This is a genomic window from Actinomyces mediterranea, assembly GCF_900155595.1.
Classification (GTDB): domain Bacteria; phylum Actinomycetota; class Actinomycetes; order Actinomycetales; family Actinomycetaceae; genus Pauljensenia; species Pauljensenia mediterranea.
Genome location: NZ_FTPB01000004.1, coordinates 486,415 through 511,942, shown reverse-complemented (window position 1 = coordinate 511,942; position 25,528 = coordinate 486,415). Strand labels below are relative to the sequence as shown.

Annotated in this window: 26 protein-coding genes and 1 pseudogene; 13 read left to right on the top strand and 14 right to left on the bottom strand. The window is 63.2% G+C overall.

Annotation, left to right across the window (positions count from 1 at the left end):
* Nucleotides 1–4: 4 nt before the first annotated feature.
* The 8 genes from BQ7471_RS06375 to BQ7471_RS06340 all read left to right on the top strand — a co-directional run bounded on the left by BQ7471_RS06375 (nucleotide 5) and on the right by BQ7471_RS06340 (nucleotide 7,112).
* Nucleotides 5–655 carry an NUDIX domain-containing protein gene (locus BQ7471_RS06375; protein WP_076465042.1) on the top strand — a complete coding sequence of 217 codons (651 nt, stop codon included), beginning with the start codon at nucleotides 5–7 and terminating at the stop codon, nucleotides 653–655.
* Nucleotides 656–761: 106 nt separating this feature from the next.
* Nucleotides 762–1,457 carry a helix-turn-helix transcriptional regulator gene (locus BQ7471_RS06370; protein WP_076465040.1) on the top strand — a complete coding sequence of 232 codons (696 nt, stop codon included), beginning with the start codon at nucleotides 762–764 and terminating at the stop codon, nucleotides 1,455–1,457.
* A gap of 35 nt (nucleotides 1,458–1,492) precedes the next feature.
* Complete coding sequence (gene sufB, locus BQ7471_RS06365) at nucleotides 1,493–2,941, top strand: Fe-S cluster assembly protein SufB (RefSeq protein ID WP_076465038.1); 1,449 nt, start codon at nucleotides 1,493–1,495, stop codon at nucleotides 2,939–2,941.
* 1 nt (nucleotide 2,942) lies between these two features.
* On the top strand, nucleotides 2,943–4,121 hold the full coding sequence (gene sufD, locus BQ7471_RS06360; protein WP_076465037.1) for a Fe-S cluster assembly protein SufD: 1,179 nt from the start codon (nucleotides 2,943–2,945) through the stop codon (nucleotides 4,119–4,121).
* Nucleotides 4,122–4,179: 58 nt separating this feature from the next.
* Entirely contained in the window at nucleotides 4,180–4,932 is a 753-nt protein-coding gene (sufC, locus tag BQ7471_RS06355) for a Fe-S cluster assembly ATPase SufC (protein ID WP_076465035.1), read from the top strand.
* A gap of 5 nt (nucleotides 4,933–4,937) precedes the next feature.
* Complete coding sequence (locus BQ7471_RS06350) at nucleotides 4,938–6,227, top strand: SufS family cysteine desulfurase (RefSeq protein WP_076466214.1); 1,290 nt, start codon at nucleotides 4,938–4,940, stop codon at nucleotides 6,225–6,227.
* Entirely contained in the window at nucleotides 6,227–6,697 is a 471-nt protein-coding gene (sufU, locus tag BQ7471_RS06345; protein WP_076465033.1) for a Fe-S cluster assembly sulfur transfer protein SufU, read from the top strand. Before BQ7471_RS06350 ends, sufU begins: the two co-directional genes overlap by 1 nt.
* Nucleotides 6,690–7,112: a metal-sulfur cluster assembly factor gene (locus BQ7471_RS06340; RefSeq protein WP_076465031.1), complete on the top strand. Its 423-nt coding sequence runs from the start codon at nucleotides 6,690–6,692 to the stop codon at nucleotides 7,110–7,112. The genes sufU and BQ7471_RS06340 overlap by 8 nt, the downstream gene beginning before the upstream one ends.
* Nucleotides 7,113–7,147: 35 nt before the next feature.
* On the opposite strand, the gene BQ7471_RS06335 is transcribed toward BQ7471_RS06340, so the two are convergent.
* The 4 genes from BQ7471_RS06335 to BQ7471_RS06320 are packed head-to-tail and all read right to left on the bottom strand — an operon-like array spanning nucleotide 7,148 to nucleotide 11,886.
* Nucleotides 7,148–8,947, bottom strand: coding sequence for an AMP-binding protein (locus BQ7471_RS06335; protein ID WP_083663290.1), 1,800 nt, complete (start codon nucleotides 8,945–8,947; stop codon nucleotides 7,148–7,150).
* A gap of 52 nt (nucleotides 8,948–8,999) precedes the next feature.
* Entirely contained in the window at nucleotides 9,000–9,893 is an 894-nt protein-coding gene (ypfJ, locus tag BQ7471_RS06330) for a KPN_02809 family neutral zinc metallopeptidase (RefSeq protein WP_076466212.1), read from the bottom strand.
* The gene (gene tgt, locus BQ7471_RS06325) at nucleotides 9,890–11,209 is read right to left on the bottom strand and encodes a tRNA guanosine(34) transglycosylase Tgt (RefSeq protein WP_083663289.1); all 1,320 of its coding nucleotides are present in this window, start codon (nucleotides 11,207–11,209) and stop codon (nucleotides 9,890–9,892) included. Before tgt ends, ypfJ begins: the two co-directional genes overlap by 4 nt.
* Entirely contained in the window at nucleotides 11,203–11,886 is a 684-nt protein-coding gene (locus tag BQ7471_RS06320) for a queuosine precursor transporter (protein WP_076465028.1), read from the bottom strand. The genes tgt and BQ7471_RS06320 overlap by 7 nt, the downstream gene beginning before the upstream one ends.
* Nucleotides 11,887–11,988: 102 nt before the next feature.
* Here BQ7471_RS06320 and BQ7471_RS06315 point away from each other — a divergent pair, with 102 nt between their 5' ends.
* Together BQ7471_RS06315 and BQ7471_RS06310 are read left to right on the top strand one after the other, a co-directional pair.
* Nucleotides 11,989–13,599, top strand: a complete 1,611-nt coding sequence (locus tag BQ7471_RS06315; RefSeq protein WP_076465027.1) for an ABC-F family ATP-binding cassette domain-containing protein — start codon at nucleotides 11,989–11,991, stop codon at nucleotides 13,597–13,599.
* 209 nt (nucleotides 13,600–13,808) lie between these two features.
* Complete coding sequence (locus BQ7471_RS06310; RefSeq protein ID WP_076465025.1) at nucleotides 13,809–14,012, top strand: hypothetical protein; 204 nt, start codon at nucleotides 13,809–13,811, stop codon at nucleotides 14,010–14,012.
* A 201-nt stretch (nucleotides 14,013–14,213) separates the two neighbouring features.
* Here the strand turns inward: BQ7471_RS06310 and BQ7471_RS06305 are convergent, their stop codons facing one another.
* Together BQ7471_RS06305 and BQ7471_RS11115 are read right to left on the bottom strand one after the other, a co-directional pair.
* Nucleotides 14,214–14,405, bottom strand: a complete 192-nt coding sequence (locus BQ7471_RS06305; protein ID WP_076465024.1) for a hypothetical protein — start codon at nucleotides 14,403–14,405, stop codon at nucleotides 14,214–14,216.
* A 173-nt stretch (nucleotides 14,406–14,578) separates the two neighbouring features.
* Nucleotides 14,579–14,876: pseudogene (locus tag BQ7471_RS11115) on the bottom strand (transposase); the annotation flags it as partial.
* Between the two features lie 566 nt (nucleotides 14,877–15,442).
* Between BQ7471_RS11115 and BQ7471_RS06295 the strand changes: the two are divergent.
* Entirely contained in the window at nucleotides 15,443–15,883 is a 441-nt protein-coding gene (locus BQ7471_RS06295; RefSeq protein ID WP_076465022.1) for a hypothetical protein, read from the top strand.
* 24 nt (nucleotides 15,884–15,907) lie between these two features.
* On the opposite strand, the gene BQ7471_RS06290 is transcribed toward BQ7471_RS06295, so the two are convergent.
* The 4 genes from BQ7471_RS06290 to BQ7471_RS06275 form a co-directional block, all read right to left on the bottom strand.
* Nucleotides 15,908–16,663 (bottom strand): amino acid ABC transporter ATP-binding protein, encoded by a 756-nt coding sequence (locus BQ7471_RS06290; protein WP_159438524.1) that lies wholly within the window; start codon nucleotides 16,661–16,663, stop codon nucleotides 15,908–15,910.
* A 14-nt stretch (nucleotides 16,664–16,677) separates the two neighbouring features.
* A complete protein-coding gene (locus tag BQ7471_RS06285) occupies nucleotides 16,678–17,586 on the bottom strand; it encodes an amino acid ABC transporter permease (RefSeq protein ID WP_076465019.1) in 909 nt (302 codons plus the stop codon).
* A 56-nt stretch (nucleotides 17,587–17,642) separates the two neighbouring features.
* Nucleotides 17,643–18,578: an ABC transporter substrate-binding protein gene (locus BQ7471_RS06280; protein WP_076465018.1), complete on the bottom strand. Its 936-nt coding sequence runs from the start codon at nucleotides 18,576–18,578 to the stop codon at nucleotides 17,643–17,645.
* A 90-nt stretch (nucleotides 18,579–18,668) separates the two neighbouring features.
* Nucleotides 18,669–19,364 (bottom strand): DUF4191 domain-containing protein, encoded by a 696-nt coding sequence (locus tag BQ7471_RS06275; protein ID WP_076465016.1) that lies wholly within the window; start codon nucleotides 19,362–19,364, stop codon nucleotides 18,669–18,671.
* 119 nt (nucleotides 19,365–19,483) lie between these two features.
* Here BQ7471_RS06275 and BQ7471_RS06270 point away from each other — a divergent pair, with 119 nt between their 5' ends.
* A complete protein-coding gene (locus BQ7471_RS06270) occupies nucleotides 19,484–20,653 on the top strand; it encodes a protein kinase domain-containing protein (RefSeq protein WP_076465015.1) in 1,170 nt (389 codons plus the stop codon).
* Between the two features lie 73 nt (nucleotides 20,654–20,726).
* Here the strand turns inward: BQ7471_RS06270 and sucB are convergent, their stop codons facing one another.
* Together sucB and lpdA are read right to left on the bottom strand one after the other, a co-directional pair.
* Nucleotides 20,727–22,346, bottom strand: coding sequence for a 2-oxoglutarate dehydrogenase, E2 component, dihydrolipoamide succinyltransferase (gene sucB / locus BQ7471_RS06265; RefSeq protein ID WP_076465013.1), 1,620 nt, complete (start codon nucleotides 22,344–22,346; stop codon nucleotides 20,727–20,729).
* A gap of 30 nt (nucleotides 22,347–22,376) precedes the next feature.
* Nucleotides 22,377–23,750 (bottom strand): dihydrolipoyl dehydrogenase, encoded by a 1,374-nt coding sequence (lpdA, locus tag BQ7471_RS06260; protein ID WP_076465012.1) that lies wholly within the window; start codon nucleotides 23,748–23,750, stop codon nucleotides 22,377–22,379.
* A gap of 190 nt (nucleotides 23,751–23,940) precedes the next feature.
* Here lpdA and BQ7471_RS06255 point away from each other — a divergent pair, with 190 nt between their 5' ends.
* A complete protein-coding gene (locus BQ7471_RS06255; RefSeq protein WP_235821246.1) occupies nucleotides 23,941–24,444 on the top strand; it encodes a hypothetical protein in 504 nt (167 codons plus the stop codon).
* 22 nt (nucleotides 24,445–24,466) lie between these two features.
* On the opposite strand, the gene BQ7471_RS06250 is transcribed toward BQ7471_RS06255, so the two are convergent.
* A complete protein-coding gene (locus tag BQ7471_RS06250) occupies nucleotides 24,467–24,928 on the bottom strand; it encodes a tRNA (cytidine(34)-2'-O)-methyltransferase (protein ID WP_076465010.1) in 462 nt (153 codons plus the stop codon).
* Nucleotides 24,929–24,970: 42 nt separating this feature from the next.
* Nucleotides 24,971–25,510, bottom strand: a complete 540-nt coding sequence (locus tag BQ7471_RS06245) for a YbhB/YbcL family Raf kinase inhibitor-like protein (protein ID WP_076465009.1) — start codon at nucleotides 25,508–25,510, stop codon at nucleotides 24,971–24,973.
* Nucleotides 25,511–25,528 lie beyond the last annotated feature (18 nt).

The following is a 25,528-nucleotide window of genomic DNA, read 5'->3' as shown; positions in this document are numbered from 1 at the left end:
GATCATGAGTCTGACCGAAGTACCCGCTGATGAACGGCGCTGCCTGGCCGACCGCAAGGCTGAGCGCGAACTTGTCGAGCACCGCCACCTCTGGCAGGGGCGAGTCATGGGCCTCGAGGAGGATCTCGTCCGCGTCGTCGACGGCTGCGAACCGGTCGTGCGCCAATACACATCACATCCGGGTGCGGTCGCCGTCGTTGTCATGCGTGGCCAAGCAGGTAGTGAAGAGATCCTCCTCCTGCGCCAATACCGTCATCCGGTTAGCGCAGAACTGTGGGAGATCCCCGCGGGCCTGCTTGACATCGACGGTGAAGACCCCCGAGACGCCGCAATCAGGGAACTCGCCGAAGAGGCCGACCTGGTTGCCCACAGGTGGGACCTGCTCGTCGATTTCTTCTGCTCACCGGGGGGAACGACCGAATCACTGAGGATCTTCCTCGCCCGCGATCTCGTAGAAGCGGGGGTCTCCTTCGAGCGTCTCGAGGAAGAGGCGGATATGGTCTGTGCCTGGGTTGGACTCGACGAGGCCGTCGCTATGATTCTCGATGGCCGACTTCACAATCCCTCAGCCGTCACTGGTATCCTCGCGGCCCACGCGGCCCGCGCGAAAGGCTGGGAGGGGCTGCGCGCAGTCGACGCCTCATGGCTCCGCTGATCACGATGTGGGACTTCGAACACCAATTGAATTTCGTGAAGGTGGTTGAGCGAAAAAGGACGTAGACTCTGGTGTGTTGGGTGACTGCGAGGAGAACGGAGGAGCAGTGGCGGAGCAACAAGAGCCGTGCACGCGTGAACAGGTCCTCGATCTCATCGTTGAGAAGGGTCCGGTAACCGCTTCAGTCATTGCGAAGATCCTCGGTTTGACGACCGCCGCCGTTCGTCGGCACATCACGATTCTCATCGACTCCCACGAGATCGTCGAACACGAGCCCGGCCTCGTTGGCAAGAGGGGGCGCGGCAGACCTGCCCGGCACTACGTCGCAACGCAGAGGGCGCACTCGAAGCTCGCCGATGGATACTCCGACCTCGCCGTCAAAGCCCTCGGGTATCTCGGTCAAGTCGGCGGGGGAGAGGCCATCGACTCCTTCGCTGCTGCGCGCTCACGTGAAATCGAAAGACGTTACGCCCCCATCGTGAGAGCTGCGGGCTCGGATCCGCGGGTGAGGGCTCAGGCTCTCGCCGATGCGCTCACCCAGGACGGGTATGCGGCGACTGTGCGCGAAATCGGCGGAGGCATCATCGCCATCCAACTGTGCCAGGGCCACTGTCCGATCCAACACGTCGCCGGGGATTTTCCGCAGTTGTGCGACGCCGAGACACAGGCCTTTTCGAGACTCCTCGACGTTCACGTCCAGCGTCTTGCCACACTTGCCGGTGGAGAACACGTGTGTACCACGCATATCCCAGTGGGGATGCCGGTGATCCGGCCCGGGGTACGAGCAGCGCTGCGCAAGTAGCATGCGTTTTCAATAAATTGAGAGGTTGACACACTATGACCCAGTCACCGCAGGTCGCTGACCTCGATGACCGTCCGATGACCGATGACGAGATCATCAAATCCATCGGCGCATATGAATACGGCTGGCGCGACAACGACGACTATTCGAAGAATGCCGTCTACGGCATCAACGAGGACGTCGTGCGCGACATCTCCGCTCACAAGGACGAGCCCGAATGGATGCTCGAACGCCGTCTCAAAGCGCTCGAGATGTTCGATCGCAAGCCGATGCCGATCTGGGGCCCCGACCTGTCGGGCATCGACTTCGACGCCTTCAAGTACTACGTGAACCCGACCGACCGTCAGGTGAACGACTGGAGGGATCTGCCCGAGGAGATACGCAACACCTACGACCGTCTCGGTATTCCCGAAGCGGAGAAAAAACGCCTCGTCGGCGGCGTTGCCGCGCAATACGAATCCGAGGTCGTCTACCAGCAGATCCAAGAGGACCTCGAGCGTCAGGGAGTCATCTTCCTGGACACGGATACGGGACTGCGCGAATACCCGGAGATCTTTCAGCAGTACTTCGGCAGGGCCGTCCCCTCCGGTGACAACAAGTTCTCCGCCCTCAACACAGCGGCGTGGTCGGGCGGCTCCTTCGTCTACGTCCCCAAGGGCGTTCACGTGACGATCCCCCTTCAGGCCTACTTCCGCATCAACACGGCGGCTCTGGGCCAGTTCGAGCGCACGCTCATCATCGCCGACGAGGACTCCTACGTCCACTACGTCGAGGGATGCACAGCCCCGATCTACGATGAGAACTCGTTGCACTCTGGCGTCATCGAGATCTTCGTGAAGAAGGGTGCGCGCGTGCGCTACACGACCATTCAGAACTGGTCGACGAATGTGCTCAACCTCGTCACCCAGCGCGCCATCGTCGACGAGGGCGGGACCATGGAATGGGTTGACGGGAATATGGGTGCGGCGATCACCATGAAGTACCCCGCCTGCTTCCTCATGGGCGATCACGCCCGCGGCGAAACCCTGTCCATCGGCTTCGCGGGCCCGGGCCAGCATCAGGACACGGGAGCGAAGATGGTCCACATGGCTCCGCGCACCTCCTCGTCAATCGTGTCGAAGTCGGTGTCTCGCGGAGGCGGCCGGACATCGTATCGCGGCCTCGTGCAGGTCAATGCCAGGGCCAGGCACTCCAAATCGAATGTGCTGTGCGACGCCCTCCTCGTCGACAAGATCTCGCGCACCGATACCTACCCCTATGTCGACGTGCGCACGGACGATGTGGAAATGGGGCATGAGGCAACGGTCTCGAAGGTTTCCGCCGATCAGCTGTTCTACCTCATGAGCCGCGGGCTCGACGAGAACGAGGCGATGGCGATGATCGTGAGGGGCTTCGTCGAGCCCATCGCGAAGGAACTCCCCATGGAGTATGCACTCGAACTCAACCGCCTCATCGAACTGCAGATGGAAGGATCCGTCGGCTGATATGACGACTGACAACACACGTGCCATAGGGCACTCCCACGGGGCGGGCGCCCCTGGTGCCCACTCATCGCGGGGCGACCGCCCGGCCTCGTTCTCCCTCGATGACATCCCCACCCCGCGCGGGCGCGAAGAGGATTGGCGATTCACGCCGATGCGCCGCATTGAACGGCTCTTCGGGGTCGAGAACTATGACGAGGGCGATGCTCCGATGACAGTCGCGGCGCCGACGGGCGTCCTCGTCGAGACGCTCGACCGCGAGGACGATCGACTGGGCACCGTCCTCGCTCCCGGCGATCGCACCTCCGTCGTCGCATGGAACCTCTTCAGCAGGGCTACCCGAATCGAGGTGCCGCGCGGTGCTGTCCTCGACGAGCCGATTCGTGTGGCGATCGACTCCGTTGACGGCACGCGCCCCCAGCACCTGTCGATCGAGGTCGGCGAGCTCGCGGAGGCGACGATCATCCTCACCCACCAGGGGGGCGCCGCTGCGGCCCTTAACCAGACGGTCGAGGTCAATGTCGGCGACTCTTCCACGGTGACGGTCGTATCCATCCAGGAATGGGATGACACGATGCTCCACGCGTCGAACCACCGCCTCGCCCTCGGCAAAGATACTCGGCTCACCCATATCGTCGTCACTTTCGGCGGCGACCTCGTGCGCATCTGCTCCGACACGGACTTTCGCGCACCCGGGGGTGAGCTCAACATGCTCGGACTCTACTTCGTGGACGGCGGCCAGCATCTCGAGCACCGCGTCTTCGTCGACCATTCCCAGCCCCACTGCTTCTCGCGCGTCACCTACAAGGGGGCGCTGCAAGGAGCCGATGCCCATTCCGTGTGGATCGGGGACTGTCTCATCCGTGAGAATGCGGATGACACGGATACCTACGAGCTCAATCGCAATCTTGTGCTCACCGAGGGCGCGACCGCTGATTCCGTGCCGAACCTTGAGATCGAGAACGGCGAGATCAAGGGAGCCGGACACGCATCCGCCACGGGACGGTTCGATGACGAGCAACTGTTTTATCTCATGAGCAGGGGCATCAGCGAAACAGATGCGCGCCGCCTCGTCGTGCGCGGATTCTTCGCGGAACTCATCAACCAGATCGGGGTCCCCGAGGTGCACGAACACCTCATGGAGTCCGTCGAAACCGAATTATCCACGTCACGAAACAACTGATTCGCGCGTCAGCGCATCGACACATGTGCGCCGCAACGCACCGATGAGGAGATAAAGAATGTCGACTTTAACCATCAAGGATCTGCGCGTCAGCGTGGAAACCGCAGACGGGCCCAAGGAGATCCTCAAGGGAGTGAATCTGACGATCAACTCCGGTGAGATCCATGCGATCATGGGGCCCAACGGCTCGGGCAAGTCCACCCTCGCCTACGCGCTCGCCGGACACCCCGACTACACGGTCACTCAGGGGGAGGCCTGGCTCGATGACCAACTCATCACTGAGATGAGCGTTGACGAGCGCGCCAAGGCTGGCCTGTTCCTTGCCATGCAGTACCCCGTCGAGGTCGCGGGCGTGTCCGTGTCCAACTTCCTGCGCACCGCGAAGACCGCGATTGACGGCGAGGCGCCGAAAATCCGGCAGTGGATCAAGGACGTCAAGCAGTCGATCGACGATCTGCGCATGGATCCCGACTTCGCCGAGCGCGACGTCAATGTGGGCTTCTCGGGCGGCGAGAAGAAGCGCCTCGAAATCCTTCAGATGGAGCTGCTCAAGCCCTCCTTTGCGGTTCTCGACGAAACGGACTCCGGGCTCGACGTCGATGCTCTGCGCATCGTCTCCGAGGGCGTGAACCGGGTTCATGACGCCACCGGTTGCGGCGTCATGCTGATCACCCACTACACGCGGATCCTGCGCTACATCGTGCCCAGCCACGTCCACGTGTTCGTCGACGGCTGCGTCGCCGCCGAGGGCGGGCCCGAACTTGCCGACCAGCTCGAGGATGAGGGCTACGACAAGTACCTGGGTCTGTGACCGTCATGGAGTCGGTATCCCAAGGCTTCAGCGCCCCCGAATTAACCAGGATCCGCGCTGATTTCCCGATACTCAATCGAATCGGCAGGGGAGGCGGTCCGATCGCGTATCTCGACGCGTCGGCCACCTCTCAGAAGCCGAATCGGGTCATTGCGGCCGAGGCCGACTTTTACCGTCACTCGAATGCGGCAGTGCACCGGGGAACGCATCTGCTTTCCGACGAGTCGACTGCCGTTTACGAGGACGGTCGCGCAGCGCTCGCCGATTTCATCGGCGGACGTCCCGACGAGATCGTCTGGACGAAGAACGCAACGGAGGCCATCAACCTCGTCGCCTTATCAATGGGGCACGCCAGCGTCGGCAGGGGAGGGCACGAGGCCGAGTCCCTGCGGATCGGCCCTGGCGACCGTATTGTCGTGACGAGGGCGGAGCACCACGCCAACCTCGTGCCGTGGCAGGAGCTGTGCGCCAGGACCGGTGCTGAACTCGCCTGGCTCGATCTGACCGACGATGGGTGCATCGACCTCGAGACTCTCGGCGTTATCACCCCCGCCACGAGGCTCGTCGCCTTCACGCACGTGTCGAATGTGACGGGCGCGGTATCGCCCGTTGAACAGATCGTCCGCGCCGCTAGGGGCGTTGGCGCCGTGGTGCTTCTCGATACCTGTCAGTCGAGTGCCCACATGCCGATCAATGTCTCCGAGCTCGGCGTCGATTTCGCGATCATGTCCTCGCACAAGATGCTCGGGCCGACGGGGGTGGGCGCCCTGTGGGGCAGGCGCAGTATCCTCGAAGTGATGCCGCCCGTCCTCACCGGCGGTTCCATGATCACCGGCGTCTCAATGGAGCAGAGCTCGTACATGCCGCCGCCGGAGCGCTTCGAAGCGGGTTCTCAGCCTGTCGCGCAGATCGTCGGATGGACGGCCGCGTTGGAGTATCTCAGCGACCTGGGGATGGATCGGATCCACGCCCAGGAGTGCGATCTCACGCGTCGCTTACTCGACGGGGTCGCCTCACTCGACGGCGTCCGCATCCTCGGACCGGTGACTGGCGCAGACCGCATCGGCGTCGTCGCATTCGCAGTCGATGGGGTTCATCCGCACGACGTGGGACAGGTCCTCGACGCTGATGATATTGCGATCAGAGTCGGACACCACTGCGCCATCCCCCTGCACTCCTTCTTCAACGTGAAATCGAGTGCTCGCGCGAGCATCTCACCGATGACATCGCCCGAGGAGATCGAGCGCCTCATCCTGTCGCTGGATCGTGTCCGCCACTACTTCAAAGGATTGTGATGTCGAGCCTGGACCAGTTGTATCAGCAAGTGATCCTCGATCATGCGCGCGCCCGCCACGGCAGCGGAGCCGTTGATGGAGTCGACGCTTCATCGCATCAGGTCAATCCCACATGCGGTGACGAAGTCACTCTCGGCGTGTGCTTGACCCCCGACGGCGTTCTCGAGCGCATCGTGTGGGATGGCGACGGATGCTCCATCTCGCAGGCATCCCTGTCGATGCTCACCGATCTCGTCGAATCGGCGAGCATCGACGAGATCACAGCGATGTATGCGGCGATGGAAGAAATGATGCACTCGCGAAACCAGGGGGTCGGAGACGATGTCCTCGACCTTCTCGCAGACGCTGCAGCACTCGAGGGGACTTCGCAGTTCGCGAACCGCGTCAAGTGCGCGCTTCTGGGCTGGTACGCCCTGCGTGATGCGCTTGCCCAACTCGGAACGGATATTGCAGGAGACACTCATGAGTAATCCGATGGCACAATCCGACCCGGTCGAACAACGATTCGTCCCGGTCGAGGAGACGACCCGCGCGACCAGTCGCACCGTCGACGGCACCGACATTGTGGAGAATGGCTCCCTCAACGGAGACGATGTCCTCGAGGCTCTCAAGGACGTCATCGATCCCGAGCTCGGCATCAATATCGTCGACCTCGGGCTCCTCTACGGGATCGTCATCAATGACGACGATTCCGTGCTGCTCGATATGACCCTGACATCCGCCGCATGCCCGCTGACCGATGTCATCGAACGCCAAGCGCAGATGGTCCTGGCGACCGTGACGGACGAAGTGACGATCAACTGGGTGTGGATGCCGCCGTGGGGACCCGACAGGATCACCCCCGATGGACGCGAGCAACTCCGCGCCATCGGATTCAACGTCTGATCCGATAGCCGCGTGCCGCCGAGGCGCAATGGCCGTCAGGATCGCTCGGCCCCATCCGCATCATCGGGTGAACGGAAGACCCGGGTGACGGCATCCTGCGCGGCCTGTACGCGGGCGCCGACCTGGCGGGCGGCATCCGACAGGGTGTCGGCGGCCACGGACATGATGTCTTCTCGGACCCTGCGCCGAAGGATCTTCCCCATCTGGTTGCGCGGCATCTCCGCGATGAAAACGATTTGGCGGGGCAGGGCGTAGTGGGCGATGGATTTCTCGGCCCACTCGCGCACCTGGGCGAGGGTGAGCGGGTCAACGCCCTCTTCGAGGAGGATCGCCGCAGTGATCTCCTCGGACTGGTCGGCCCGGGGTATTCCGACGACGGCGACGTCCCTGACGGTCGGCATTGAACGGATCGCATCTTCGACCTGGCTCGGGTAGACGTTGAAGCCGCCGGAGAGGATGAGCTCCTTGCGCCGATCCACCATCGTGATGAAGCCATCGGAGTTGACGCCGATGTCACCGGTGCGCAGCCATCCCTCCTCGGTGAAGACGGACGCCGTCTCTTCGGGCGCGTCGAGATACCCCTCGAAGACCTGGGGGCCCTTGACAATGATCTCTCCGGGCATCCCGTCCTCCACATCCCGCGTCGGATCATCGAGGTCGACGAGGCGCACCTGTGTCGAGGAGAAGGGGACTCCGAGGACGCCGTGGCGTCGCTTCTCAGACAGGGGAGCGCCCATGAGGACGGGTGAGGTCTCCGACAGCCCATAGCCCTCGACGATGATGCCCCCGGTGGTCTCCTCCCAGCGCTCGGCGAGCTCGGGCGACAGGGGCATCGCCCCGGCGACGGAATAGCGGATCGATGAGATGTCCGTATGCGTGCGCACGGCCTCCTTCAAGATCCTCTCGAACATCGGGGGGACGCCGACGAAGAAGGAGATGGGACGCCTGCGGTGCGCATCGAGGGCCAGAGCGGCATCGAATTTGGGCAGGACCACCTGGGTGGCGGCGAGGCGAATGGCCGCGCACAGGAAGAAGGTGAGTCCGAAGGCGTGGAAGTAGGGCAAGAGGCTGTAAAAGGTCTCGGCGCCCTCGTGGAGCATCCACACCCAGAACACGCATTGGTGCACATTCGTGCCGATATTGCTGTGGGTCAGGGGAGCGGACTTCGGTACGCCGTTCGTACCCGATGTGTGGAGGATTACGGCGCGGTCGGAGCCCATGGGATGAGGATAAAACTCGTCAATCGGGGCAGAGCGGGCCACGGCCCGATCCCACGAGCGGGCGGAATCGGGAACATCGGCTCGCAATTGATCGCGGGTCTTCTTCGCGCGCTTGATCGGCAGGGCGAGAAGCGCCCGCTGGGAGACGGGCATGTGCGCCGACAGATCGACAGTGAAAACAGTGCTGAGCCGGGTGGAGGAATCGAGGGGGTAAGCATCGGCGCACTTCTCCCAGACGATGGCGACCCGGCCGCCATGGCGCACGAGCTGGTCGTGGATCTGAGAGGCGGGGGCGAGCGGATTATGCTGGGCGGCCACCGCGCCGATTCTCATGCAGGCATAGAAGGCGACCAGTGCCTGCGGACAATTCGGCAGGGCGATCGCCACGACATCACCCGCACCCACTCCGGCGTCGACGAGGACCCTCGCTGCTTTGAGAACCTGACGGTGGATCTGCGAGTAGGTGAGCGCATTGCCGAAGAAGTCGAGGGCGTCCCGATCGGGATAGAACCGGGCGGCATCATCGAGCAGTGTGAAGAGGGAGCCCTCCCACACGGGGACCTCCCATGGGGTGGCGTGGTACTGCTCGTGGGCCTGCTCGGTGATGCTCGTCATGTTCCATCTCGTTCATATGCGGATGATGCGCCCGGAACGGCACCCCGCCAGGTTATACCGTCGGCGCCGACCACGTATCGCAAGTTTCAATAGAACCCGATTGCAGGCCCTTCATGAGCCAGGTCTTGCGCTGCTCCGCGGAGCCGTGCGTCCACGTATCGGTGTTCGAGGCCCCCTGGTATTTCGTCTGCAAGCGGTCATCGCCGATGGATTCCGCCGTCGTCAGCGCATCCGAAATCTGATCCGATGTCGGCTCCTTCAAGAATGCGACGCCCGAATCGGGGTCGATGGTACGCGACGCCCAGTACATCCACACGCCCGCATAGCAGTCGGCCTGCAGCTCCGAGCGGACTCCGGCCCCCTGATCCCCGGCCTCTTGCGTGTCATGCGCGCTGAAGACCCCCTGGAGATTCTGAATATGATGCCCCCACTCGTGGGCGACGACATACTCCTGGGCGAGCGGCGCGTTGGCAGCGCCGAAATCCCGTTCCATCTGCTCGAAGAAGTCAAGATCGAGGTACACCGTCGTATCGGCGGGGCAGTAGAAGGGACCCGTGGCCGAGGTCGCCGATCCGCAGCCCGTGCTCACGGAATTCTGGAAGATCTGGAATTCCGGCATCCGGTAGGAGGTGGAGGCGCGCTGGGGGTCGAGCTGTTCAGTCCACACAGAGTCGAGGGAATCAGCAGTCACCACCATGCGGCACTCCGTGTACTCATTCGCAGAGGAACCGGTGGTGCAATGCGACAGATCAACAGCGGCAGAAGTCTGTGTCGGGGGCTCGGGGGCGCCCTGAAGCAAGCTGGAGACGTCGACTCCCGTAAATTGTGCGATGAGGACGATCGCAATGAGCGTGAGGATTGAACCGCCGCCGATGCCGACGGTCCGGCGTCCCCGTGAGGTCCGTACTCGGGAGGAATCAGAGCGCACCGATTCGTTGAAGCTCATGACCACGTATCCTTTCGCGTGGAAGGGATGAAGCGAGGCAGCATCTCGTTCTTGAACGCTTCGTAGTCTCCATTGTCAATGGAATCGCGGATCGCGTCGACTAGGCGCACGGTGAACCACTCGTTGTGGATGGTGGCGAGCGTCGAGGCGAGGATCTCCTTCGCCTTGAAGAGGTGGTGGACGTACGCGGCGGTGTAGCGGGTGCAGGTGTAGCAGCCGCATCCGTCGACCAAGGGTTCGAAATGCCGTTTGAAACGCGCATTCGTGATGTTGAAGCGCCCATCGGGCGAGTAGATCGCGGCGTTGCGAGCGACCCTGGACGGGTTCACGCAGTCGAAAGTGTCGGCCCCGGCCTCGACGGCTCGGAAGAAATCATCGGGCTCGGAGATCCCGAGGAGGTGGCGGGGACGATCTTCGCCGAGCTCCTCGCACACCCACGAGACGATGGCGCCGAGATTCTCCTTCTCCAAGGCGCCGCCCACGCCGAACCCGTCGAAACGGGTGCCGTCCTCGTCCATCGCCGCCATCGTGCGGGCGGCGCGACGCCTCAGGTCCTCGTACTGAGCGCCCTGGATGACGCCCCACAACTGCTGGTAGGGTTTGTGCGCGCGCTCTGTGGTGAGCCGGGCGTGCTCGCGAAGGCACCGCCTCGCCCACTCGTGAGTGCGCTCCAGGGAGGCCTCCTGGTATGAGCGCGGGTGCAGGAGTGAAGTCAACTCGTCGAAGGCGAACATGATGTCAGAGCCCAGCTCGTGCTGAATCCTCATGGAGACCTCCGCTGTGAAGCGGTGCCGGGTGCCGTCGATATGAGAGCGGAAGATGACACCGTCATCGTTGACGACCGCTGTCGACGCTTTCACGGCCTGCATGTGGAGCGCGGGATCCGAAGGATCGACTCCGCCCGAGAACTCCTGTGACAAGACCTTCTTGAATCCTGCGCCGAGGGAAAGGACCTGGAAACCCCCGGAATCCGTGTAGGTCGGCCCCGGCCAATTCATGAAGGAGCCGAGGCCGCCCGCCTCATCAACGATGTCGGAACCCGGCTGGAGGTAGAGGTGGTAGGCGTTGGCGAGGACGGCCTGCGCGCCGAGCCCGGACACCATCTCGGGCAGGACCGCCTTCACGGTCGCCTTCGTGCCCACCGGGATGAAGGCGGGGGTGCGGATGTCGCCGTGAGCGGTGTGGATGACGCCGGTGCGCCCGAGTCCCGGCCCCGCGTCGAGTCGGGTGACGAGGTCGAAACCGCGATCGGGCCCATCAGCCAGACGGGCGGGGGTCGGGGCGGAGACGGGGGCTGAGAGCCAATTCGTCACGATACGAGCACCTCCTGCGCGTCGAGGCCCTCACGGGCGCGGACGAATGCGATGACGCGGTAGGTGATGGGCAGGAGAACGACTTCGACTCCCACCTTGTAGACGTACCCGGTGATGATGTAGTTGGCGAACTCAGAACCGGGGATAACCCCGGCGAAAGCGATCGTGCAGAACAGCACCGTGTCGATGAGTTCGCCGACGAGAGTCGAACCGATGAGTCGCGCCCACAGATGATCAGCTCCCCACCGCTGGCGGATCTTCACCAGGACGAGGGCATTGACGAGCTGGCCGACGAGGTAGCCGATGACGGAGGCCGTGACGATACGGGGGACGAACCCGAGGACCGCTTCGAAGGCTGCTTGATTCTCATACCCGGGCCCCACCGGAGCCATTTGGACGATCCAGAAGGTGAGTGAGGCGATGATGGAGGAGATGAAGCCCAATACGATGACGCGTCGCGCCCTCTTGAAGCCGTAGACCTCGGACAGGACGTCCCCGAGGACGTAGGTGAGCGGGAAGAGGATGGCGCCGCCGTCGAATACCAGGTGGACGGGACCCCAGTCAAGGGCGGTCACCTTCGTCCCCGCGATATTCGAGATGAGGAGGAAGGCGACGAACATCACGGCGATGATGTCGAAGATCCTCGGGGTGCGTGCACTGGATGCGCCTGGGACGGTCATGGTGTCCTTCCTGATGGGCTAGTGCCTCCATTGTGCCAAGCCGTAGCCGGTATCACGCCATTGGATCGGGGTGGACCTCGGCACAGACACTAGGATCGTGGAGTGATCAACGTTCAGGACTTCTCGCTTCGAATCGGCGCGCGCGAACTCGTTCGCAATGTCTCCTTCCGCATCGACACGGGTATGAGGATCGGACTGGTCGGCCGCAATGGTGCGGGTAAGACGACGACCATGCGCCTGCTGGCGGGGGAGAAGGACCACGGAGCGGCGGAGTACTCCGGCACCATCACGTCGAATGGGACGATCGGATACCTCGCCCAGGACACGCATATCGGTGACCAGACGCAGACGGCGCGCCAGAGGATCGTCTCAGTGCGGGGCATCGATCAGATCATTGCGAGGATCCGCAAGGCGGAGCACGAGATGGCGACGACCGAGGGGGCGCGCCAAGTCAAGGCGATGGAGCGCTACGTGCGCCTCGATCAGGACTTCACGAACCAGGGGGGATGGGCCGCGAACGCGCAGGCCGCACAGATCGCCCACTCTCTCGGCCTCGAGGATCGCGTCCTCGAACAGGAGCTGTCCACATTGTCCGGCGGCCAGCGCAGGCGCGTCGAATTGGCTCGTGTCCTCTTCTCTGATGCGGATGTGCTCCTCCTTGACGAGCCGACGAACCACCTCGACCACGACTCGATTATGTGGCTGCGGGACTGGATCAAAACCTTCGGCGGCGGCGTCATGATCATCTCCCACGATGTGAAGCTGCTGGGGGATACCGTCAACCAGGTTTTTTACCTCGATGCGGCGCGCGCCGAGGTCGACATCTACCACCTCGGGTGGGATGCGTACCTCAAACAGCGCGAAGAAGACGAGAGACGCCGACGCAAAGAGCGGGCGAATGCGCTCAAGAAGGCGGAGCAGTTGCGCGCCCAGGGCGAAAAGATGCGGGCCAAGGCGACGAAGGCCGTCGCCGCACAACAGATGCTGCGCAGGGCGGACGAACTTCTCGCCCAAGCGGGGGCCGAGATCGCCCAGGAGAAGGTGGCTCGCCTGCGCTTCCCCGAGCCCGCGCCCTGTGGGCGCGTCCCCCTCACGGCGTCGGGCCTGACGAAGTCTTACGGCTCCTTGGAGGTCTTCACGGGCGTGGATCTGGCGATTGACCGGGGCGCGAAGGTCGTCGTCCTCGGTCTCAACGGCGCGGGTAAGACAACGCTCCTGCGGCTCCTGTCGGGCATTGAGGAGCCGGACCTGGGGAGCGTCGAGCCCGGGCACGGCCTCAAGCTCGGCTACTACGCGCAGGAGCATGAGACTCTCGACGTTCATGCGACGGTGTGCGAGAACATGGCGGCCGCCGCGCCGGAGCTTGATGACACGCATGTGCGCTCCATCCTCGGGCAGTTCCTCTTCTCCGGGGATGATGTCGACAAGCCGACTTCGGTTCTCTCAGGCGGGGAGAAGACGAGGCTCGCCCTCGCGACGCTCGTCGTATCGGGGGCGAATGTGCTCCTCTTGGACGAGCCGACGAATAACCTCGACCCGGCGTCGAGGCAGGAGGTACTCAATGCGCTCGACTCTTACGAGGGCGCAGTCGTCCTCGTCACCCACGACCCGGGGGCGGTGACGGCGCTGCACCCGGACCGCGTGCTCCTTCTGCCCGATGCGGATGAGGACTTGTGGGACGACTCCTACCTCGACCTCGTGACGCTGACCTGAAGCGCGATGAGGGCCCCGGATCGATGATCCGGGGCCCTTTCAGTTCATCGGCGCGCGGAGACCGGCAGGACTGGACGATGAGGCGGACCTCGACCGCATTGAGACGATGGGACTTTGATCCCCAGTGGAAAACTTGTAAAAAAACTTGACCGGAAAAGCCGACTCAGCACGAGTCGGTGATGCTGCTGGGGGTGTTTCGCATGATGAGGATGATGCGCGTTGTTCGCGACTATCTCATGGTTACCGCGGTCATCTTCCTGCTCATTACGAAGATCACCCAGGGGTTTTCGTACTGGTGGGTCGCGATCATCGTGAGCACCGCACTGATGCTCCCCGAATTCATTGATCTGCGACGATCCGGAGGTGAGACGCGCCGTGGTGACGGGCTCGATTCTGAGGCGCGGACCGACTGACTCGGGCCGGTGTTCGGGGCTCGGCCCTGAGCTCCCGAACACCGGCGGGGTGGAGGATGCGCTGTCGAGCGCCCCGGCTTCGAGGAAGTATCCCGATGAACTGCGTGAGCGTGCGACTCGGATGGTGTTGGAGGCCCGTCGGGACCCTGAACATTCCAGTTGGAGGGCATTTCCTATTAGAAGAGTCGCAGTCCGCGGCATTTAGAAAAAGAACCCCTGGCGCGCCGCCTTGCCACGATCAATGTCCCGTTGGATACTCATCAATGCTTCACGCTCTTCAGGCAGAGCTTCATGCATTCGTTTGTCAATTCTCCTTCGCAAAGAAAAATGCCACCAAATGGCAATCCCAACCACCGCAAGAATCGCGAGCACAATCCATTCAACAACAGCCATGCTTCAGTATCTCATACCGTTACCTCGTATGGAAAGGGCTTACGTGGCCTAGTAGCACGGGACTGTCCTAGGAAACGGTGTAAGTGGCTCCATCGCCCAACAGGGCAGGAGGGGGTCTGTCCGATGATCGGTGTGTGAGGCCCGGCGGTTTTCAGTAAGTGGTTCTCTCGAACCCGTCCAGCAAGGGTGACCGCGAACGCGTTCAGCGCGGGCTTCCACCTGATCATCGAGCGTGCCCTCCCGCCGCCGGTGGGGTCAAGCGAGCGTGTCACCAAGTACAAGCACTTGATCGCCGCGGCCTCGTTCGGGAAGTGCCTGCGCGCCCGGACGGCTCGGCGGTGGCGGGCGTTGATCGACTCGGTCGCGTTGGTCGTGCAGATCACTTTGCGGATTTCGACGTCGTAGGCCAATGAACAGCACGAACTCCGCCCAGGAAGAGCGCCATAGCTGCACGATCGCCGGATACCGTTTGTTCTGGGAGTCGACGCTGTGTTGACTGAAAAACTTGGAGAAAACTGGCGTTCGATCGAAGCGTAAAGATCTGGACTGGCGAATTGAATTATAAGTAGCAGCTGATTGTTCTTTCGAGCCTCGTTAAACGCCGTCTGATCATGAGCGTCGATAATGGAAGCTAGTTCAAGGCATAAGCGCCAAGCTTCGGAGTGGGACAACGCGCTGAATCGACGTGCATAGATTCCAGACAAAGGTTTGCGCACAATGGAGTTGACCATCGCTTGGTTTCTTGGCTCGTATCAGGAAGCAGACCGCTGCTGGGGTTTGCCTTGGAAGTTGTGTAAAGGGTCAGCAATACGGACACTGAGCGGCTGCGCCATACGTTTGACCGCATGACGTTGGCGCGATTGATGCGCAGCTGCTACAGTCGCAGGGGCTGGTGCGAGTGAGGCTCATGGCCTCGATGGGCCCGTCATACCCTTGGGATGCGAGTCTAGACACATCGCCGAAGGAATAGATGAGATCTGTGAAGAGCTGATCAGCGTCGGTCTTCGTTTCAGTAGTGATGGGTTGCAGCATCCGAGGTGGCCGACCGGGAAGGCTACTTCCGGGTGGAGGTCTACCCGACGACGGTGTCGGATCTGTGCGGCGAGCAGAGGATCTCGTGGTACTTCACCGTGGAGAACGTTTCCGATCAGACTTTCGAGGCGTTTCACGCTCTCTCGGTCCCAGACCCCGCCCTCGATCCCTACCTGGCCTCGGGTGTTGTCATTCCTGATGATCCGAAGGGCTTCCTCGTTGTTCCCGAAGGATCTGAAGACAGCGAGGGCGGGGGCCGCAGGATGGAGGTTCGAAACTCGAAGCTCCTTGCCGACCGGCAGGTCCTTGAAGAGATGGGGGAATCCGTCTCACAGATCCCGGCGCTCGCCGAGAACTATTCCATCCAGCTGCGCTGTGAGGGCGGCAAGGAACTCATCGAGATGAGTGCGCCGGTCCTCGACCCGGATCGTGTTCTCGAAGAGTAGCCCCGAGGGGCGATGGCGACAGGGTCACAAGACCTTCGAGAAGAACTCCTTCGTGCGGGCCTCGCGAGGATTGTCGATGACCTCAGCCGGGGCGCCCGCCTCGACGATGACGCCCTCATCCATGAAGACGACCGTGTCGGCGACCTCGCGGGCGAAACCGATCTCATGGGTGACGACGGCCATTGTCATTCCCTCCGCCGCCAGATCCTTCATCACCTGGAGGACCTCGCCGACGAGTTCGGGGTCGAGGGCACTGGTCGGCTCGTCGAAGAGCATGATCTCGGGGTCCATGGCGAGTGCGCGGGCGATGGCGACGCGCTGCTGCTGGCCGCCGGAGAGCTCTGAGGGGTAGTGGTCGGCACGGTCGGCTAGGCCGACGCGCTCGAGCAAGGCGAGTGCGCGTTGGCGCGCCCGGTCCTTCGGGAGCTTGGCGACGTGGACCGGCGCCTCCATGACGTTCTCGAGGGCCGTCTTGTGGGGGAAGAGGTTGAAGCGCTGGAAGACCATGCCGATTCGGGAGCGCTGGGAGGCGATGACCTTGTCCGGGAGTTCGTGGAGTCGGCCCGCCTCGTCCTCGCGGTAGCCGAGGAGTTCGCCCTCGACGCGCACGCGTCCGGCGCTGATCTCCTCGAGCTGATTGAGGCAGCGCAACAGGGTCGACTTGCCCGATCCGGAGGGGCCGAGGATCACGCACACCTCGCCAGACTCGATCGTGAGGTCGATGCCCTTGAGCACGTGGAGATCGCCGAAGAACTTGTGGACTCCACGTACGCTCACCATGGGTTGAGTATCGGTCACGGTGTCACATCCAGGAATTGAGCGGAGGAGGACTGAGCGGGGGCAGCGGAGTCGCGCCGATCGAAACCCTTGCCGAAATAACGTTCGATATGGGCCTGGATCCACATGAGGATCGTCGTGATGAACAGATACCACAAGGCCGCCGCGATGAGCAGAGGCACGGGTTGGAACAACGACTGGCCCTTCGTCGACGCGACGAATGTCAATTCGAGGGTAAAGGGGATCGCGGAGACGAGCGACGTCGTCTTGAGCATGGAGATCGTTTCATTGCCGATCGGCGGCACGATGACGCGCATCGCCTGGGGGAGGATGATGCGGCGGAAGATCAGCGATCTCGGCATGCCCAGGGCGGTCGCGGCCTCCCACTGGCCGGAGTCGACGGAGAGGAGGCCCGCCCTCATGATCTCGGCGAGGTAGGCGCCCTCATTGAGTCCCAGGCCGATGAACGCCATCCAGAACGGCGTGAAATACGTGGCCGTGTCAATGGAGACGAAGGGCGGCAGGAACGGTATCCCGATCCCGATCTGGGGGGACAGGGTCGGCAACAGCGACCAGAAGATGAGCTGGGTGTAGATCGGCGTACCGCGGAAGAACCAGATATAGGCGGTGGCCACCCACCGCAGGACCGGATTGATCGACTGGCGCATCACCGCCATGATGATGGCGAGGACGGTGCCGATCGCCATGGCGAGCACGGTGAGCAGCAGCGTATAGGCGACGCCCGACATGATCGTCTTCGAGAAGAGCCATTGAGCGACGACGCCCCATCTGAAGTTCGGGTTCGTCACCAGGTAGTGGCCCATCATGGCGGCGATGAGAGCGACGACGACGGCGCTCGCCCACCTGCCGGGCCTGGGTACGGGTGTGGCGTCGATCAGTTCGATGCCGTCTTTGATATGTGCCATGGAATCCTCATAGGTTGTGGGCCGCCCCCATTGTAGAGAACGGCCCACGCGGAGTATCACAGAGCGGGATTGATCTCCGCAGTGGTCAGAGCAGCATTCTCAGCGCCGTAGGCTGCGAGGATCTCAGTGAGGATCCCCTCGTCCATGAGATACTGCATCGCGGCGCGAACGGCCTCCGCGAGCTCGGCATCGTCCTTGGCGACGACGATGCCCTGAGGGGCGGATTCGATGACGTCGCCGACCTGTTCGAGCTGACCGCCGGCCACCTCGACGGTGAAACCGATGACGGTGGAATCGGCGAGGGTCGCGTCGTATTGGCCGCCGATGACCTTCGTGGCCACATCGGACTGAAGATCGAGGGGCATGATCTTCACAGCGTCCTTGCCGTCGGCCACGCACTCATCCGACAGGGTCTGGGCGTATTTCTGCTGGAAAGTGCCGTTCTGGACGCCGATTGTGGTGCCGCAAACATTGAGGGGGTCGAAGCCCTTCGGGTTGCCCGCTGCGACCGCGTATGCGGAGCCGACCTCGACGTAGGAGATCATATTGGACTCGGCCTCGCGTTCGGGCGTGATGGTGAACGAGGAGGCGCCCACGTCGAACTTCGTTCCGAGGGCGGGGATGATCGTCGGGAACTCCGCGTGAGTGGTTATGCCCTCGCCTAGGCCCATGACGGCGGCGAGCGCCTTGACGATATCGATGTCGTAGCCGACGGGAGTCTGGCCATCAGCCGCGCGGTACTCGCCGGGGGCGTAGTCGGTGGAGGCGCCGTTGCGCAGCACGCCGCGCTCCTTCACCACTGCGGGGACGAGTGCCGCGATCTCGTCAACGGCGGACAGCGTCGAGGTGTCGAATGCGGTGACCTCGGTCGACGCCATAGAGTCGCTCGCGCCCGACGCCGATGGGGACGGGGTCGCTTCAGGATCGGAACAGGCGGCCAGAGACAGGGACGCAAGTGCGATGAGTGCCATGGAGGCGGGCAGGGCGCGCATGATGGACCTTCCAGAGGATTGTCGAATACGCCCAACAGTATGCACCTCTCTGCATAATATGCAGAGAGGTGTCTCAATATGTGTCGCCGATCAGCGTCCGCGCATCGCCCTGCGGTTGGGGCGCACCTTCGTCGGATCGATGCCCTTGGGGATCGGTGGCGCGCTCGATTGCAGCGCATTGATGCGGGCCGCGACGGAGGGAACCTCTTCCTTGGTGAGAACCTTCTTGAGCTTGCGCAGTCGGGACTGGAGTGCGGAGAGTGAGACCTGGCCATCATCATTGCCGACCTGGATGACGTGCACTGGGACATTTTTCATGACCTTCGACACGCGAGAGCGCTCGTGGCCGAGAATCTGCTTGACGCGCGATGAGGGGCCCTCGGAGATGAGGACGATGCCGGGGCGCCCGATGATCCGCCATACGACGTCCTGCTCCCGGGTCACGGTCAGGGGCTGTTCGGAGATGATCCACCCCGAGCGGATCTGTGACAGTACCGCGTAGACCGCGCCGGTGGTCCCATCGATCTGCGCATACATCGCGCGGCGCACGAGCAGGGAGAGAATGGACATTGCAACTGTTGCGCCGAGGAGCACCCCGAGGATGGACCAGACGATCCAATTGCCGTTCGTCGCCCACGCGACGACCAGTGCAAGACAGATGGTGACGACGGCAGAGGCCGCGAGTAGCCACCCGATCCACGGGTAGGTGCGCGCGGTGATGCGGTAGGCGTCAGCAAGGTTGTGGTACCAGCGACGCTTCTTTGCGGGGGCGTTATTCTCACTCATAGCGCGCCAATTCTACCTGTAAGAGGGCCGGTTCGCCGGACCGGTCCGCGTGTTCGTCTGTATCCACAGGATACGCGGAAGTCTTCCCAGAGGACGGAAAATCATACACACTGATATCTATGGATATCAACGGCTACGAATTGGGATCAATCGCTCATATGACCTCGGGCGGGCCCCTCTGGTCGACCACCGCACCCGCGGGGCAGCGCGCGCTTCTCGCCCTGCGCTCATCTGACGAGGGCGAGAGGTGCGTGGACAGATGGCGAACATGGGCGGCTATCGATTCGAGCAATGTCGTCGGACTCATTGATGTCGTGCGCCACAGGGATGGGCGCTGGGCGATCGTTATGGAGCGCATCGAAGGACGCCCCCTCGATGTGCTCCTCGGCACGGACTTCCTACGCATGAGAGAGACCAGGGAGCGCGTAGCCCGAGGGATCCGCGCGGGCCTTGACTCCATCCACGGCGCAGGCATGGTGCACGGCGACCTCTCGCCCGCGAATATCATCGTGACACCCCAGGGGCGGCCGGTCATCATTGATCTCATCGATGAGGCGCCCCCGGGGGCCGGAACTGCGCAATGGTCGCTGAGCGACGAGAAGAACCAGCACAGTGACCGCGAGGCCTGCGAGCGCATCTGTCGGGCCATCGATTCGACCGCGGAGCCCAATGCGCTCGCACCCGTCGCCGACGACGATGGGGATGACGAGGTGATCGCAGTGATGCGAAGAGTCGCCCACCGCGCGACCACCACCGTCCCGGTGACACACCATCGCCGCCAGCGTGCGAGCATGTGGGGCGTCGCAGTCCTCGCACTCGTGATATGCACGGCAGGGGCGGCAGTGCTCCTGTCGATGTCGGATGCGTCGAATGCCGAATCCGCGGGCGGAGGATCCCCCTCAGTAAGCGGGGAGTGCCCGAGCGTCGAAGAAGCACAGTCGAGGCTCGAAGAGATTATGGCGACCCGCGATCGGGCATTCCTCGCAGCAGATCCGGAGGTACTCGACGGATATGTGGGCGAAGCACTGGCGGATCAGGATCGGGCGAGGATGAAGGACCTCGCCGATACGGGGATCACCATCTCCTCCCTGTCGACCCGAGTGGTCGGAGTCGATGAGCCCGCATGCTCCGCCCAGACCACGGTTGTCCGATCGCGCCTCGAAGTGGATGAACTCGTCACGTGTTCGGCGGCGGGCTGCAGTGTCCAGAGCCCGGGTGAGGCGGTGATCCTCGATATCGTCTTCGCCTCCGGCTCCTGGATCGCACTCGACGCGCGGGGCGTCGACTGAGAGCGCGAAGCGGGGCGCAGAGAACACGACTGTGGGGCGCGGACATGTCCGCGCCCCACACCAGTGAAGAGGATCAGAGATCGAGATCCGTCTCGAATGCGCCCTCTTCGAGGCGCTTTTTGACGTCCATGAGGTAGCGGGAGGCATCCGCACCGTCAACGAGCCTGTGATCGTAGGACAAGGACAGGTAGACCATCGAGCGGATGGCGATAGCCTCCTGTCCGTCCGCAGCCTTAATGACCATCGGGCGTTTCACAATGGCGCCCACGCCCATGATCGCCGTCTCGGGCATGTTGAGGACCGGCGTGTCGAAGAGGGCTCCGCCCGAACCGGTATTCGTGATGGTGAAGGTTGAACCGGACAGCTCCGAGGGATCCACCTTCGCGTCACGGGTGCGCGCCGCAAGATCATTGATCGACGCGGCGATGCCCGCCAGATCCTTCTGCCCGGCGTTCACGATGACGGGGACGAGGAGACCGCGCGGCGTATCGACGGCAATCCCGATGTTCTCGTGATCGAAGTAGGTGACCTGCTTGTCATTGATCGTCGCGTTGATCTTCGGATGGTAGAGGAGGGCCTCGGTGGCCGCCTTGACGAAGAAGGGTAGGAAGGTGAGCTTAGTACCGTGCTTGGCGGCGAAAGCGTCTTTCGAGCGTGCGCGCAGCGCCGCCACCTTCGTGACATCGACTTCAATGATCGTCGTGAGCTGTGCGGCAGTCTGAAGGGAATCTACCATGCGGGTCGCAATGGTCTGGCGCAGGCGCGACATCTTCTCAGTCGTGCCGCGCAGCGCAGAGGGCTCGCGGGTTGCGGCCGCTGCGACGGCGGGCGCCGCATGGGCGGCGGCGTCAGCCGCAGCCTTCGCCGCAGCCTCGGCTCGAGCGGCTTCCTCGCGAGCCGTGACGACGGCTTCAATGTCCTCGCGGCGGATGCGCCCGCCGACGCCTGTACCCACGATCGTCGCAAGATCGACATCAGCCTCGCGGGCGAGCTTGCGGACGATCGGCGTCACATAACCCGCATTGGTGACGACGGCGGGTGTCAACTGTGCGGGGGCGCCCTCGGTCGCCTTCGGGGCGAGGGTGTCCGCTGTTGGGAATGGATCGGCCGCGTGGGCGGGCGCGGACGGGGCGGGGGTCGGCTGTGCTGCGGGAGCGGACGACGAAATCACAGCGACAACGGTGCCGACTGACACCGTCTCATCCTCGGCGACGCGGATCTCCGCGAGGAAGCCCGAGGTGGGGGAGGGGACCTCGGAATCGACCTTGTCCGTCGACACTTCGACGATCGGCTCGTCGGCTTCGATCGGGTCGCCGACCGACTTGAGCCAGGTTGTGACGGTCCCCTCCGTCACCGACTCGCCCAATGCGGGCATGAGGACCTCGGTGCCGACTCCGCCCGAGGGGGTGGCGGGCTCAGGCGCGGCTTCTGCAGCGGGAGGCGCGGGCGCTTCGGAGGAATCCCCGATGAGGGCGATCTGGGTGCCGACTGACACCGTCTCGTCTTCGGCGACGAGGATCTTGAGCAGGACGCCCGAGGCGGGGGAGGGGACCTCGGAATCGACCTTGTCCGTCGACACTTCGACGATCGGCTCGTCGTGAGCGACGGTGTCGCCGACATTCTTCAGCCAAGTGGTGACGGTTCCCTCCGTCACCGACTCGCCCAGAGCGGGCATCAACACTGCGGTTGCCATGGTGTTTCTCCTTGGAAGGTGGGAGGGTGGTCAGTTATGCGCGTGCAGGGGCTTACCGGCCAGTGCCATCGCCGCTTCGCCGATGGATTCATTCTGGCTGGGGTGGGCGTGGATGAGGGAGGCGATGTCGTCGGGATGCGCCTCCCAATTCACCATAAGCTCCCCTTCGCCGATCTGCTCGCCGACGCGGGCGCCGATGCCGTGGAATCCGACGATCGGACCCCCTTCGACGCTGATGAGCTTGATGAACCCCGAAGTGGCGAGGATGGTGGACTTGCCATTGCCTGCGAGGTTGTACTCGACTGTGCGCACTCCGTCGCCGTACTTCTCGCGGGCCTGGGCTTCAGTCAGGCCGACTGAGGCGATCTCCGGTTCGCAGAAGGTAACGCGCGGGATGCCGGACTCATTGATGGCGACCGGGTTGAGGCCCGCGATCTCCTCGGCGACGAAGATCCCCTGGAGGAATCCGCGGTGGGCGAGCTGGAGCCCGGGAACGATATCGCCGACGGCGTGGATATTGCCGACTCCCGTGTGGAGGCGCTCATCGGTGAGGACGAAACCGCGGTCCATGCGGATGTCGACCTGCTCATATCCGAGTCCGGAAGTGGCGGGGCCGCGTCCGACTGCCACGAGCAGGAGATCCGCATCGAAGCTCAAGCCGTTCTCAGTAGTGACATGGGCGCCGGACTCGTCCTGGGTCGCGCCCGCGAAGCGGGTATTCGTGTGGAATGAGATGCCCCGCTTGCGGTAGGCGCGCTCGAGCTGCTTGGACACGGATGCGTCCTCGTTATTCGCCAGATGCGGCAGGGCCTCGATGATCGTCACCTCTGCGCCGAAGCTGCGCCACACCGATGCGAATTCGAGGCCGATGACGCCACCGCCGAGGATGACGGCGGATGAGGGGATCCAGTCCATCTGGAGGGCCTGGTCCGAGGTCATGATGCGCCCGGAGATCTCGAGTCCTGGAAGGGATCGCGAATACGAACCGGTGGCGAGGACGATATGGCGCCCGCGGATGCGCTCGCCCCCCACCTCGACGGTCTCGGTATCGACGAGGCGCCCCCAACCGGTAATGACATCGACATTGCGCGATGAGAGGAGGCCTTGGAGCCCCTTATAGAGCTTGGCGACGACTGAATCGCGGTAGGCGCCGACCCTCGTCATGTCGATGCCGTTGAGGGTCGACAAGATGCCGAAGGACTCCGATTCGCGCACCGCATCGGCGGTTTCCGCGGCGTGGAGGTAGGCCTTGGTCGGGATGCAGCCGCGGTGGAGGCAGGTCCCGCCGACCTTGTCCCCCTCGATGAGGGCGACGGTCATACCCAATTGAGACGCGCGCAGTGCGGTGGCGTATCCACCGGATCCTGCTCCCAGGACGACGATGTCGTAGGTACGTTCGCTCACGTATTCACTCCTTGCGAAAGTGGAAGAATGGTGATCGGGTAGATCATCTAGGCCTATTGTCCCATGTGCGTGGGTGCGTGTCGCCCTATCGGTCCCGATCCGAGAGGTGCAACCGCACACACAAGGCAAGAAGAGAGCGCTGGACGGGCGTGAACGCGCATGACGGGGTGAGACCGCTAGGATCGCTCATATGTCAGATCGCGCGAGGGCGAATGCGCCTACGGACCCATCCGGACTCGTCGAGCAGGTGGAGGACACGCGTCCCCCCGCACTCGGCCTCGGGCGCATCGTCATGGTGTTCTTCTGGGCGGTCGGCATCTGGGCCACCGCCACCGCCATCGTCGATCTCTTCCACCATCACAACGACTCGCCCTGGGGACCCCAGATCGTCGCCCTCGTCGCGGGAATCGTCTACCTCGCGGCGGCACTCGGCCTTACTCACAATGGTCGGCGGATGCGCATACTCGGGTGGGCGTGCATCGGGCTCAGCATCGTTGTGCCCATCGTCTTGTGGATCGCGGGGCTAGGAATCCCCGAATTGAGTCGGGCCCGTTCGGCCTGGACCGGACTTGGGGTCGACTTCTACTGCATCCCCCTCATCGTGTCGATGATCGGCCTTGTTTGGATGTGGGTGTCGAACCCGAGGAGGATCGTCGAACTCGCCGAGCAGGTGGAGCGGCCCAAGAAGCGGTGACGTGCTCCGGGGAGCGTGCCCGTCACACTCCGCGGGGGAAGCCGAGCTGCCTCCACGCCTCGTAGAGCGCAATCGATGCGGAGTTGGCGAGGTTGAGCGAGCGGACGGAATTGAGCATGTGGATGCGCACGAGTGAGGAGACCCTCGGATGAGTCATCGCCTCCTCGGATAGTCCCACGGATTCGCGCCCGAAGAGCAGTCCGTCACCGTCGGCGTAGGAGACCTGCGTGTACATCGTCGATGCGCGCCCCGTGAACGCCCAGATCCTTCCTGGCACATCATTCAGGGCGTCGTCGAGATCGGGATGGATCTTCACATGCGCAAGATCGTGATAGTCGAGGCCCGCGCGCCGCAGCTTCGCGTCCTCCATATCGAATCCGAGCGGCTCGACGAGGTGGAGCATGGAGCCGGTGCATGCGGACAGACGGATGGCGGCTCCGGAGTTCCCCGGAATCTCGGGCTCGAAGAAGATGATGTGAAGCACGGGCCCATCCTGCCACTGCGAATGCCCCGATGGACAATCGTGTCAGCGGCCGGGGATCTCGTGAGTCACCGTCAGGCGGGCGCGTGCGATCGTGTGGTCGAGCATCCTCATCGAACACTCCGCGGGAGTTGCGTCATCGTCGAGGCCGATCGTGTCGATGTCGAGGGCGTGCACGACGAAGATGTAGCGGTGGGGGCGGTCGCCGACGGGAGGGGCGGCGCCGAGATATGAGGCCTCCCCGTGATCAACGCGCAGGTGGAATGCCGCCCCGTCGAGTTCGAGATCGGAACGGCCCGCTCCTCGGGGGAGGGCCGTCTGATGGGGTGCAAGGTCGACGACCGCCCAATGCCACCATCCGGAAGGGGTAGGGGCATCTGGATCGAAGCAGGTGACGACGAAACTGCGGGTCAAAGGGGGAAAGTCCTCCCAATGGAGGTGGGGCGAGGTCGATCCGCCGACAGCGGTCGCCGTTTCGGGCATCCGTCCGCCGTCCGTCATGTCGGCGGATGTGAGGGTGAATGAGGGGAGAGGGGGCAGAGAGTCGTAGGGGTCGGGGGCGATTGGGCGGGCGTTCAGGTTCATGGCGGTCCTCCTTTGTGG